Raw genomic sequence first — 11,147 nt, forward strand, 5'->3', positions numbered from 1 at the left:
AACGCGGGCCAAGCTGGCGAAGGCGCTCCAGGCCAACGGCTGGGCGCCTGCAAGCCAGGCTAAACCGCGCTGATGCTGTCGCAGCCGAAGGTCGAGTGCCCCATGACGAGCGATGACAGCGGCGCGCAGGATCGGCGCGAAACAACGGCAGCCAAGCATCTGGAGAGAGACCGCCAATACGGTGAGGCGCGGGCCGCTCATGACGCGGCACAACAAGCGCTAGAGGAGAAGCCTGCCCGCCTCAAGGCGCTGCGTCTCGCGAAGAAAAAGGCCGCGTTCAAATCCTGAGTGGTAAAACTTGGCCCGAAACGCTTTCTCGTGCGTTCTTACCGCGCTTCACCCATGTGGCAGCAGAGTTCTGCGGCGTGATGGCAGCACGAGAGGAAGTTGTTATGCACAAATCACTTATCGTCACCGTTGCGTTCACGGCCCTGGGAACGATCGCTTATAGTGCTCCTGCTTCAGCTGTAGTCCTTGGCCCCAGCCTGGCTTTAACGACATCTGTCAATACAATCACCGAGGTGCGCATGATGCGTCGGAAGATGTCTTCCCACCGTATGCACCGTCGGACGAGCGGTCGTCAGGCCCAACATCGTCGGATGTGGGGGAACTAGCCATAAGTTTCCACCCCGCCGGCTCGGTCTACGCGTAAGCCGTCGGGGTGTGGGTTGCTTACAGACATACAGGGTTTCGCTCGTCCAGCGAACGAGATAGCGGTACGCTTGATGGGTACAGGCGGCCTTCGACGCAGCAGAGTACGTCGAAGCATCGGGACACTGATACGCTTTAGCCTCGATCCGTTTGGGAATTCACGATGGGCATTTTTCAGGATCTCGTCGAACGTGTCACCGCATACCTTGGCGACAAGACGTTGATGCATGCCGCTGTCTCTGCTGCCTCCAACGTTATCGTAGCTGATAGCGAGGTTGATGAGGGCGAGGTTGAGACCGCCCTATTGGCTATGAGCGCCAATGCCATCATAGACAAAGGCTACGACACGCTGATGCTCGAAACCGAACTGTTTGACGGCATTGGACGAGTCTGGACACGTGTCGGCCGTGCAGATAACCTGAGCCGTGTGGCTGCTATTGCTGAAAGGTCGATTGAGCAACGTAACGGCGTTTTCCTGATTGCTGCGGATGCGGCCGATCACGAGGGGATCAGCGAAGTCGAACACCGTGCGCTCAATGAGATCGCTGCTGCTCTCGTAGTCGACAAAGAGACTCTTCTCCGCCTAGCTCACGTCAAACCTTCCATCGCGCCCTAACGGGGTTCCGCCAAGCGCCCTGCCCCAATCGACTCCCTCGGGTTGAGGTGAGGTTCTATCGATAAATGGGATGAGCAAAATTACGCCGGAACGAGCTTGGTCATGACGTCGTTTAGGGGCGTCTTCGATCGCACTCTGCGCTGTCGACCCAACGATAAGGATATCTGTTATGAGCCTCCTCGGCAGCATCGTCGGTAAGATCCTCCATCCGTTCGGCGGCGGCGACGCGCAGGCCAAGCCTGCTGACGGCAAGCCGTCTCAGGCGGATGCGCAGCCCTCCGCCGGCGGCTCGGACGCCCCCGCCTCGACCCCGACCAGCACCGGCGCCTCGGCTGGCGGCCCGGTCGACGTCGAGGAGGTGTTGAACGGCATGGCGGCGAAGAATTCGCAGACCCTGAACTGGCGCACCTCCATCGTCGACCTGATGAAGCTCCTCGACCTCGATTCGAGCCTCACCGCCCGCAAGCAGCTCGCCGACGAGCTGCACTACACCGGCGACAAGGAGGATTCGGCGACCATGAACGTCTGGCTGCACAAGCAGGTGATCAAGAAGCTGGAAGAGAACGGCGGCAAGGTCCCGGCCGACCTTAAAGACTGATCACGGTCAACCGTTCTACGCCTACGTAACGGCTACCAGGAGACCGTTTTCCCACAAACGCCTCAAATTTCAAAATTCACCCGCCAAGCTCCGGCCGTGGCGGGTTTTTTCGTACCTCCTGAAACTTTTCCGCTGCGCTGATCGTACCGCGCCCCGACCGCGCGATAGCGCAAAGGAGGACGCTGATTGACTGATGACACGCCTACGAAGGTCGCTGGCGGCCGTAGCCCAGCTCGGTCATATCGCGCCATCACAAGGCACAGCGATAGCCGCATCATCCGCGTGCGAGACCTTCAGGCGGTCAGCGATGCGGACGCGGTTCAAATCGCGACCGCATCCGCGAGAGACAACACCGTCCAAATGGATCTCTGGAGCAGTACGGGGCTCCTTAAGCGCTTCGGACCACCCTAGATATCTTACCCGCCCGACGAACGCTGTGGCGGGCTTTCTTCTTCGGTCTCAATCTCCGCGCCCTCGGCACGCATCTGGATACGGATGCGCACCAGATAGCTCTGTCGCTCCACGAGACTGGCAGCCGAGCGATCGATCTCCGAACCAGGTACCGCTCCCGCAGGGGATCGCCAGAGACGGCCTGGGTTCTCAAGCTCGAAAAGCTCCTTAGCTCGGGCGTGGGTTTCAAGTTCCGATGATCTGACCAAGGCGACCTCTCCGACGAAGCTCTGCTTGGATGTGCGGATCGGTGCGGCGTGTCGAATCACCTTTCGACGGAGTGCGTGCCTTCACCCGCCCCGCGCAAGCCGTAACGGGTTCTGTCCGTCCGCAGCGATCGTAGCAGTAAGGGATTGAAGCGGCACGATTTCGCCTAAGTTCTTTCTGCAAACTACAGGAGCAAAGATGAAAACCTTGATCCTTTCGACCTGCGCCTTGGCGCTCTCCTCCCTGGTCCTTGTCCAGATGAGCACCGAGGCCGATGCGCGCTCGCGCTCGAAGAAGCGAGGTGGCGGTGTCGTCACCAGCATGCAGAACAACACGGGTGGCCGCCCGACCCGTGTAAGATCACGCGGTGCCACTGGTGCCGACACGGTCACTAGGAACTCTGCAGCGGGCGGAAACGCCGCGCAGCCGTCGCGTGCTGGGAGCACGGGCAGTGCGGGTGGTGGCAGCCCTGGCGGCGGCATGTAACCCCGCAAGCCAATCGATCTGATCACCTTTCACCCGCCCGGCTCCGGCCGTAGCGGGTTTTTCGTTTCCGCCAATGGGACCCCATACCGGAACCGCCCGTACTTTCGGCCGAGGTAGTCCAACTCAACTCCGCGCGCGACGCGGATTTCTCGATGATCCTCTTCGTTCGCGACCCTCAGGATGCGCTCGCGGAACACCTCGTCGGTCTCTGGCTCTACAGCCATTCTGCGTCCTCTTGTACGCCAGTTTGCCTCGAACTCCCGACACGCCGTCGAGGAGCCAGTTTGGCCATCTCGTGAATCCGTCGCCTGATCTCGCGGTGCGTACGGCAGCCCGCTTCAGGTACTCGGTCGCGTCCTTCGTGCCGACCGTAACCGATGCCCTTTCGTGCGAGCGTACCGCCTCGGGGAGATTGATCCGGTAGCCGTCGCCAAACAGGAAGGCGTTCATCGTCGGGTCCGCCATGAAGGCGTCGACCGCCGCGATTACGTCCTCCTCAGTCACGGCCTTGGACTTAAAGAGTTCACCGGTGGTCGAGTGTGAACAGCCCTGGAGCCGGGATAGTACGCAGCAGGCCGGCGTGTGTCGGGCTCAGCTGTTGAGCGCGTCGATTTCAACCCGCTCCAGCACGACCCCATCCCGATTTCTGATCAACAGGGTCCAGCGGCCTGAGCTGTCGTCCAATTCGCCGGTCCTACCAATTTCACCAAGTACGACCTGGGCTTCTCGACGCGCTTCATCGATATCCGTCGCCTCGGCCCCAATTTCATCCCGAAGAGTCTCGGCGCCGTTCGTAAGATCAAAGAAAAACCGGTCCAGCATGGCGACTCCTCTGGCCGCCTCGTTTCTTCTGCGCGATCGCGAGGTAAGGCCAAAACCGAGCATCACCTGCGAGCTGTGCAGGAGGCAACACACATGCGGTGTCTGCTTTGCCGCAGGATGGGATGCCCCCTAAATTTTGATGCCGTTTCAGCATTCTTCCACACGTCACATTCAAGACAGGGAAGACGATGCAGGCCCGCTTGAACGCCTCCGAGACGCCTGCGCCGGCCGGAATGTGAGCGAACGCTCGATCGGCTTCTGCGCCGCGCGTGATGCGATCCTGGGGCCGTCAGGGATCGAACTCAGCCAGCCAGTCGCGGTAATCTGGCATGCCCGCCGCGCGGCCGCTCAGTAGGTCGATCCATTCGTGAAGGGCACGGACATCGTACCGGAGGAGGCGGCGATCATCCCGCCCGTGCGACGACAGGTTGGTCGGAGCAACCGGACACGTCCGTTCGAACACGGCAATGGCGACTCACAAATCAAGACGCATTGAGCCGATAGCGGTCTGCAAGCGTCAGCAAACCATGAGCCAGTTCGGTGAGGTTCGCAGAGGCTGTTTCGACCTGCCGCGTACCGGTTGCTGCCTGCTGACTGGCCTGACGGATGTTGTGGAGCGCGCCCGTCACCTGCTCAATGCCGAGTTGCTGTTGGTTCGTTGAGGCGATGATTTGCTGGAAGGTTTGCGCGCCTTCCTCCACTCGTGCTGCCATCTCTTCAATTGTACGAACGGTGGCGTCTGTGCGCGTTTTACCAGTCGCGGCGCGCTTCACCGCCTCTTCGGTGAGCATCACCGAGGAGTTGATACCACGCTGGATCTCACCAAGAATGCCTCGCACCTGCGTAGTCGCAGCTTTGGCCTGATCGGCAAGCCGCTTCATCTCCGATGCAACAACAGCAAAGCTCAGCCCACTTTCGCCTGCTGCTGCGGCCTCGATGGCCGCGTTGAGGGCAAGCAGGTGGACGCGTTCAGAGATGTCGTTGACCGTCGCGATGATGTCGCCGATGGCCTGCGTTTTCTCACTGAGCGCCACGATGTTGCCAGCCACAGCCTCGCCCTGCTCACGGATCGCATCCATGGCCTTGGCGGTATCGGTTGCCGCCCGCAATCCAGCACGCGCCGTCTGAGCGGTACTCTGCGCTGTGAGGATGACTTCATTCGCGCGTTTGGTGATCTGTGAGCCTGAGTGCGCGATTTCGTCGACGGTTGCGGCAGTCTCCTGAACGGCGGCAAACTGCTCCTCGACGCTGGCAGCCTGTTCCTGGGTCGAGGCTCGAATTTCGGCAGCGGCAGCGTTCAGGTCGTTTGTTGCCGCGCGATTGGTTCTTGCTAGATCGGAAAGCCCTCCTACCATCGCGTTGAGCGTCGTCCCGAGCCGCCCAATCTCGTTCCGGCTCGTTGCAGCTAGCCGACCTGTCAGATCACCGTCTCCAATCTTTTCGACAAAGGCCATGACATTGGTGATTGGCTGGACGATCAGCCGGTTGATGGCGACCCCGATCCCAAGGCAGATCAGAAGAGTGAGCAAGGCGCCAACCCACAGAGCAAAGCGCGCATTAGCCTCTGCTCGCATAAGCCGATTATTCTGAGAGAGACGGTTCTCTTTTTCTACGATCTCAATGGCCATGAGCTTTGCACGGAAGGTATCGAATAGCTGCTTGCCTGCACCATCGGCTTCGAGACGGATCGCGTCTGGCCGTGTCGCTGGATCAGCAGCACTTCGAATGGCAGCCTCACCGATGTTGGTCTGCCAGGTCCGCGCTGCCGCTGTGGCATCCGCCAGCAACCGCGACGTCTCGCCCTCGGTACCGATCAAAGCCCTGAGACGATTGATGGCTTCATTCAGGGCTGGCCGACCTGATTGATAAGGCTCCAGACTGCCCATGCGGCCAGTGATCAGATAGCCGCGCAACCCCGTTTCCTGGTTGAGCATCGCGGACCGGAACTCGCCAAGGGCTCGGATCGTCTGGCTTGAGCGAGCGCGTGCTTCCGTGGCCTCGTGCAACTGATTAAGGGTGACGAGCACAGCTCCGCTGCTGAGGACCGACACCAGTGCGATGATGCCAATAGCACCGCCAAGTGAGCGGTTGAGGCCAAACGAGTTCGGCATGTTCAGCTTCTCTTGCCTTAGGAACTAGGGATCGCGTTTGGATGCAACCAGGGAGCGACGCCTATCTGTCTTAGGCGTAGGCCGCACACCATCCAACCACTGCGAAACAGCTCATATCAGGTACGAGTAGCTCGTGGCCCTCACTCGGCACGCGCCTTCCTCTTTCGAGATAGAACCGAAAACGCTTCCGTCGCTTCCTTCAAGCAGCCATCTAAGGGCTACGGTCGCCGCGATGACGCCGTAGAGCACCAGGATGAGGAAGACGAGAGAGATGAAGTCGGCAAGCCGGACCCGGCCGTCCACAATGCTGATGAGACCCGCGAAGGCGGTCGCGACCGCGATCGACATGACCGCTAGCGCGAGGATCACTCGCGGACGCTTGTAGTTCCGGAATATGGTGAGGCGTTGCATGTGTGTGAGGTCGACCGCCCCATTCGTAACGGTGACGCTGAGGGCCCCCGCGCCTTCTTCGCCCTGATCGAGTGGAGCTGTGGTCGGCAACGTCGATTGACTCACGATTTAGGATGGAGGCCACCATCCTACAGGCGATGCTATGCCGACACGAGGTTCCACCCCGACCGAATGTCTGCTTCCAGGAACGGGGAACGGTGCTCAGAACGTCCCGGAAGGGTCTCTATCTGCCGGTCCGTTTTACGACGGGCCCGGGTGGTAAGCGGTCCGACCGGTTCGGGCTGCATCGCGGAGGAAGCCGCCGTCGACCGACGGTGGCAGCGCTCCAAGGTAAAGCGCATGCGCTCGGGGTGAGGCCGGAGCCTCACCCTTTCGTGACAGTTGCCGCGAAGGCGGCGAGCGCTCAGTCGGTTGCCGTCTCCTGGGTCACGAGCGCGGCGGCGAAGTCGCGGTAGCTGTGCAGCGGGCGGCCGAGGATGCCGGTCAGTCGCTCGCGGTCGCCAGCCTCCGGGATCATGCCGTCGGTGACGTAGCGCTCCGCCATCAGACGCATCTCGTAGGCCATCCACGTCGGCATGAACGTCGCCATGTTCCCCTCGAACCCGCTCGGGTCGTCGCCGCCGTAGGCGACCGGGCGGCCCAGCACCTCCGTCCAGATCGCGGCGGCGTCCACGCCGGTGAGCGTGTCGGGACCAACGAGGTTGATGGTCTCGATCGGCAGATTACCCGGCGCCGCGTCACGGCGGATCAGCTCGATCGCTGCAACTTCGGCGATGTCGCGCGCATCGACCATGGCGACCCCCTTGGACCCGATCGGCATCGGGTAGACGCCGTGGTTCAGGATCACGTCCTTGATCATGACCTCATTGTCGATGAAGTAAGTTGCGCGCAGGATCGTGGCGCCGAAGCCCATCGCCTCCAGCATGCGCTCAGCGCCGTACTTCACTGCGAAGTGCGGAACGTTGACGGCGCGGTCTGCGTCGAACACCGACAGGTAGACGACCCGCTCGACGCCTGCGGCGCGAGCCACGTTCAGGGTGATGATTGCCTGAGTGAACTCGTCGCCCGTGACCGCATTCAGCAGGAACAGCGTGCGGATGCCGGAGAGGGCAGCACGTAGCGCGTCGATGTCGAGCAGGTCGCCCTTCACGACCTCGACCTCTTCGGGGAAGCTGGCCTTGGCGGGATCGCGGGTCAGCGCACGGACGCGCGCGCCGCGCTGGGTGATTTGCTTGACGACGTTGCGGCCGATGCGGCCGGTGGCACCGATGACGAGAATGGTCATGGGAAGCGCTCCTTAAGGTTCGAGCCGTTTGGCTGAGCCCAAGATGAGCGATCCACGCCAGCCTCAATAGCCGCTATATCTGGACGCTCCGTCTCACTGGTGGAACGATGGATCTACTCGCCCTCTCCGACTTCGCCCTCGTCGCCCGCTATGGAGGGTTCGGGAAGGCTGCCCGTTCTACCGGACGCCCGAAGGCGACGTTGTCCCGACGCGTGGCGGAACTGGAAGCCAGCATGAGCGTACGCCTGTTCGAGCGGGGCACACGCAATCTGAAGCTGACGCAGGAAGGGCGGGCACTGTTTGAGCGGGCAGGCTCGCTGCTCACCGAACTGGAGGAAACCGCAGCGGCGATCGCGTCGGGTGGCGAGCGGCCCCGTGGGCGCCTGCGGATCAGTGCCCCCCTGCTGTTCTCCCAGACTGTGATGGGCAAACTCGCGGCGAGTTTCGCCCTCAGCTACGCGGAAGTCCGGCTGGAGGTCACGACGGAGGACCGAGCCGTCGACATGATCGAGGAGGGCTTCGACCTCGTGATCCGGGTGAACCCGGACCCGGACGAGCGCCTCGTTGGCCGCGCGTTCCTGCGCGACAGACTGGTGGTGGTGGCAGGTCCCGACCTCGCCCGGCCGAACGAGGGCATGTCCGTTCCGGTCGTCGTGCGGGGGAGCGACCGTGCGGCATGGCGGGTGAGGACGCCGGCCGGCCCCGCCACGATCGTGGTCGAGCCGGTCCTCGGCTTGGCATCGCTCATCATGGTCCGCGACGCAGTGCGCGCGGGCGTCGGCGCCGGACGCTTGCCGATCTCGCTGGTCAACCGCGATCTGGCCGAGGGCACGCTCGTCCACTGGGGCGACGTAGACGCGCCGGACATCGCGCTGTGGGTGCTCTACCCGACGCGTCGTCTGCTCAACGCGCGCGTGTTGGCGTTCCTCGACCATCTGAAGCGGGCGTTTCCGAACGGGACGCCGGACGAGCTGTCATCCTATGCCGAGGGATGAGGGCGTCCCAAGCCGGGTCAGCGTAACTGCGGAACCCGTTGGGCGCGTCCATCATCACCTACGCGTCCGCTTCTGGAGCGGCACCCATCATGGCATCTATCCGGGCACGGACGCAGGAAAAGAAGGCTGTCGCAGCGCCGAAGCGGGGACGCCCGCCGGACAGGAAAAAGTAAGCCCCTGAAGCACCAGGCATCTGTCAGCCGTCCCCCGTATGGTTAACCAGCCGTTAGCGACTTAGGCTTCACATCGAGGCGCGCGTACATACTGAGGCGCTGACATCCTTACGTTATTACGTCAGTACGCAAAGAGGCAAGCATGTACGTCATTGTGGTCGCAAGTCAGAAAGGCGGAGCAGGAAAAACCTCGCTGATCCGCAACCTAGCGGTGGCGACGCACCAGCAGTTCGGCGCAACGGCAATCCTCGACACGGACCCACAAGGGTCTCTTACGAACTGGTGGAACAGGCGGGAGGATCAGCAGCCAGCGCTTCTCAAGCTCGACATGAGCGAGTTCGGTTCGAGCATCAGCCGCTTGGCGGACGCTGGGCTCCAGTACCTTTTCGTAGATACTCCACCCTCCGTCCACCCTGAGATCCGTCAGCTGCTGGCGCACGCCGACTTGGTTATCGTCCCTGTACGCCCCTCCCCTGACGACCTGGATGCCGTAGGCGATACGCTCGGTCTCATTGAGGAAGCCGGACGACCCTTCGTCTTTGTACTGACGCAGGCAAAACCACGCACCCGTTTGCAGATGCAGGCCGTCCTCGCCCTCGCCAAGCACGGCAAGCTGGCACCGACCGTAATCCATGATCGAACCGATTTTCCAACGGCCGCGATCTCTGGAAAGGCTGTGACCGAGATTGAACCCGAGACAGCGTCAGCTAGAGAGGTTAAGGAGGTGCTTGGGTACGTAATGACGCAACTACGCAAGCACGTCGCGACGCAAGGCCGGGAGAATTGACCATGAGCACCAAGGGCGTGCCATCTTTAGACGGGTTCATTCAAACGAAAGGCGCGAGCCGACCCGATGCAATGCAGCAGCGGGGAGCGGCTGAACCAGCTTCTCGATCGACCCTTGAACCTGTGTCCCAACTGGCACCTGTACCTCTCCAGCCTGGCATACCGATCCGTCCGGTCCAAGCGCCAGAGCCTCGGGCAAAGGCGCTGACTCTCCGGCTTTCTGAGAGCCAATATCAACGTCTACGCCGCTTCGCCTTCGATCGCGGCTTGAGCCATCAGGACGTGCTTGAACAAGCCCTGATGGACCTATTGCACAAGGACGGTTAGCTAGTGCGAGGAACGAGACCGCTATGTGAGCCCTTACGTACCTACTAACTGACGTAAGTACGTATGGACGCAGCTACGCAGTTACACTAGGCTGGTACGATTAGGAATTGGTACCCGCTAACGCGACGGACAGCTTCATGACTGTGCAGCGCTGGCCCGAGATGTGCATCGCGGACTGGCGGATGAAGGCGCAGCTGAAGGCCTATCTCAATGCTCCGGCCGGACGCGAGCCGAGCATTCGACAGGCTTGTCTCAACAATGGCTGGAACCGTGACCGCGCGATGCGGGGGGTCGACATGGCGATCGCGTTGATCGCGATCGGTCTCGACATTGCATCTCAGCGCCCGGCTAGAGATGCCTTACTGGCCGGGCGTGGTTAACGATCGTATACCCGACAGATCGTTTAGGTTGCTATCGACCTAAAGCGGCCATTCCCCTCCCAGCTTGACAGCGTTGGCCACAGGCTCTTTCCTATCGGCGGCTAGTGCAGCCTGCCGCTCGCGCCGCAAGGTACGGTGAATGCACATACCTCTCCGAATAGGTCTGGCCTTCAGGGCGGTCCTCTCGGCAATGCGAGCCCCGATACAAGTGACTGCCCGGTTCAAGGATCGGACATATGAATATTCCCCACGACCCGAAGGCAATGGCCAAAAGCCTTCGTCAAGCGCTTGCCGAGCGACGTGTCGATATCTCTCACAGTGACAGTCTGGAGTGCGTAGCTCGTCAATTCGGTTGGCGAGATTGGAACACGTTGGCTGCTCAACTCGACCGGCCTGTTCTGCGTCTGCCCGAAGATTGGAACGTCGGCGGCACACGCAGCGACGATTACGAGATGGGCTTCGATCCAGCAGAAAACTGCGCTGTCATCCGCTTCCGAGTAGCTCTTGCAGAGCCGATCTCGGGTCATGCGTCGTCAGGCTTTGGAACGCTGATGCAGAACTTCCGAGCCGAAGGCTTCCTCAACAAGCGGCTCGAACTCAGCGCACAGCTAAAGGCCAGTGAGGTGACTGGAGCCGGCTCCCTCTGGATGCGTATCGATGGGGATAAGGGCCGCACGCTTGCCTTCGACAACCTCGATGGGCGCAAGGGCCATCCGGGCGATGGTCGACAGCCTCGACAGGCGCCTCGCCGACCGGGGCGGCACCCTGGAGGACTGGCTGCGCCTCGTGCGTTCCTACGGCGTGCTCAAGGAGCGCGACAAGGCGAATGCCGCCCTGGAACGGGCGCGC

Annotated in this window: 12 protein-coding genes and 2 pseudogenes; 9 read left to right on the plus strand and 5 right to left on the minus strand. The window is 61.6% G+C overall.

All coding sequences use genetic code 11. From position 1 onward, the window contains the following. The first annotated feature begins 102 nt into the window (after positions 1–102). From MKK54_RS05880 to MKK54_RS05890, 3 genes are all read left to right on the plus strand, one after another. Positions 103–288: a hypothetical protein gene (locus MKK54_RS05880; protein WP_244009854.1), complete on the plus strand. Its 186-nt coding sequence runs from the start codon at positions 103–105 to the stop codon at positions 286–288. A 526-nt stretch (positions 289–814) separates the two neighbouring features. Then, a complete protein-coding gene (locus tag MKK54_RS05885) occupies positions 815–1,267 on the plus strand; it encodes a Tellurite resistance protein TerB (protein ID WP_244009855.1) in 453 nt (150 codons plus the stop codon). 169 nt (positions 1,268–1,436) lie between these two features. Beyond that, positions 1,437–1,865, plus strand: a complete 429-nt coding sequence (locus MKK54_RS05890; RefSeq protein ID WP_244009856.1) for a DUF3597 domain-containing protein — start codon at positions 1,437–1,439, stop codon at positions 1,863–1,865. 740 nt (positions 1,866–2,605) lie between these two features. Here MKK54_RS05890 and MKK54_RS05895 read toward each other — a convergent pair. Continuing rightward, complete coding sequence (locus MKK54_RS05895; protein ID WP_244009871.1) at positions 2,606–2,845, minus strand: hypothetical protein; 240 nt, start codon at positions 2,843–2,845, stop codon at positions 2,606–2,608. Between MKK54_RS05895 and MKK54_RS05900 the strand changes: the two genes are divergently transcribed. Then, positions 2,781–3,008, plus strand: a complete 228-nt coding sequence (locus MKK54_RS05900) for a hypothetical protein (RefSeq protein WP_244009869.1) — start codon at positions 2,781–2,783, stop codon at positions 3,006–3,008. The two genes, MKK54_RS05895 and MKK54_RS05900, sit on opposite strands and share 65 nt — an antisense overlap. A gap of 591 nt (positions 3,009–3,599) precedes the next feature. On the opposite strand, the gene MKK54_RS05905 is transcribed toward MKK54_RS05900, so the two are convergent. From MKK54_RS05905 to MKK54_RS05920, 4 genes are all read right to left on the minus strand, one after another. Beyond that, positions 3,600–3,830, minus strand: coding sequence for a DUF6894 family protein (locus tag MKK54_RS05905; protein ID WP_244009857.1), 231 nt, complete (start codon positions 3,828–3,830; stop codon positions 3,600–3,602). A gap of 482 nt (positions 3,831–4,312) precedes the next feature. Beyond that, entirely contained in the window at positions 4,313–5,941 is a 1,629-nt protein-coding gene (locus MKK54_RS05910) for a methyl-accepting chemotaxis protein (RefSeq protein ID WP_244009858.1), read from the minus strand. A gap of 111 nt (positions 5,942–6,052) precedes the next feature. Then, the gene (locus tag MKK54_RS05915; protein WP_244009860.1) at positions 6,053–6,352 is read right to left on the minus strand and encodes a hypothetical protein; all 300 of its coding nucleotides are present in this window, start codon (positions 6,350–6,352) and stop codon (positions 6,053–6,055) included. Between the two features lie 403 nt (positions 6,353–6,755). Next, entirely contained in the window at positions 6,756–7,637 is an 882-nt protein-coding gene (locus MKK54_RS05920; RefSeq protein ID WP_244009861.1) for an SDR family oxidoreductase, read from the minus strand. 107 nt (positions 7,638–7,744) lie between these two features. On the opposite strand from MKK54_RS05920, the gene MKK54_RS05925 reads away from it, so the two are divergent. The 5 genes and pseudogenes from MKK54_RS05925 to MKK54_RS05945 all read left to right on the plus strand — a co-directional run. Continuing rightward, a complete protein-coding gene (locus MKK54_RS05925; protein WP_244009863.1) occupies positions 7,745–8,632 on the plus strand; it encodes a LysR family transcriptional regulator in 888 nt (295 codons plus the stop codon). Between the two features lie 315 nt (positions 8,633–8,947). Next, entirely contained in the window at positions 8,948–9,592 is a 645-nt protein-coding gene (locus MKK54_RS05930) for a ParA family protein (protein WP_244009865.1), read from the plus strand. Positions 9,593–10,055: 463 nt separating this feature from the next. After that, complete coding sequence (locus tag MKK54_RS05935) at positions 10,056–10,298, plus strand: hypothetical protein (protein ID WP_244009867.1); 243 nt, start codon at positions 10,056–10,058, stop codon at positions 10,296–10,298. Positions 10,299–10,561: 263 nt separating this feature from the next. Further along, positions 10,562–10,732: pseudogene (locus MKK54_RS05940) on the plus strand (glyoxalase superfamily protein); the annotation flags it as partial. Positions 10,733–11,006: 274 nt separating this feature from the next. Then, positions 11,007–11,147, plus strand: a pseudogene (locus MKK54_RS05945) (c-type cytochrome biogenesis protein CcmI); the annotation flags it as partial.

The sequence above is a fragment of the Methylobacterium sp. J-068 genome (assembly GCF_022829445.1).
In the GTDB taxonomy this organism is placed as follows: domain Bacteria; phylum Pseudomonadota; class Alphaproteobacteria; order Rhizobiales; family Beijerinckiaceae; genus Methylobacterium.

Coding starts and splice junctions, on each gene's coding strand:
- MKK54_RS05930 (WP_244009865.1), top strand. CDS start 8,948: ATGTACGTCATTGTGGTCGCAAGTCAGAAAGGCGGAGCAGGAAAAACC.
- MKK54_RS05925 (WP_244009863.1), top strand. CDS start 7,745: ATGGATCTACTCGCCCTCTCCGACTTCGCCCTCGTCGCCCGCTATGGA.
- MKK54_RS05915 (WP_244009860.1), bottom strand. CDS start 6,352: ATGCAACGCCTCACCATATTCCGGAACTACAAGCGTCCGCGAGTGATC.
- MKK54_RS05885 (WP_244009855.1), top strand. CDS start 815: ATGGGCATTTTTCAGGATCTCGTCGAACGTGTCACCGCATACCTTGGC.
- MKK54_RS05920 (WP_244009861.1), bottom strand. CDS start 7,637: ATGACCATTCTCGTCATCGGTGCCACCGGCCGCATCGGCCGCAACGTC.
- MKK54_RS05910 (WP_244009858.1), bottom strand. CDS start 5,941: ATGCCGAACTCGTTTGGCCTCAACCGCTCACTTGGCGGTGCTATTGGC.
- MKK54_RS05890 (WP_244009856.1), top strand. CDS start 1,437: ATGAGCCTCCTCGGCAGCATCGTCGGTAAGATCCTCCATCCGTTCGGC.
- MKK54_RS05900 (WP_244009869.1), top strand. CDS start 2,781: ATGAGCACCGAGGCCGATGCGCGCTCGCGCTCGAAGAAGCGAGGTGGC.
- MKK54_RS05935 (WP_244009867.1), top strand. CDS start 10,056: ATGACTGTGCAGCGCTGGCCCGAGATGTGCATCGCGGACTGGCGGATG.
- MKK54_RS05905 (WP_244009857.1), bottom strand. CDS start 3,830: ATGCTGGACCGGTTTTTCTTTGATCTTACGAACGGCGCCGAGACTCTT.
- MKK54_RS05880 (WP_244009854.1), top strand. CDS start 103: ATGACGAGCGATGACAGCGGCGCGCAGGATCGGCGCGAAACAACGGCA.
- MKK54_RS05895 (WP_244009871.1), bottom strand. CDS start 2,845: ATGCTGGTGACGACACCGCCACCTCGCTTCTTCGAGCGCGAGCGCGCA.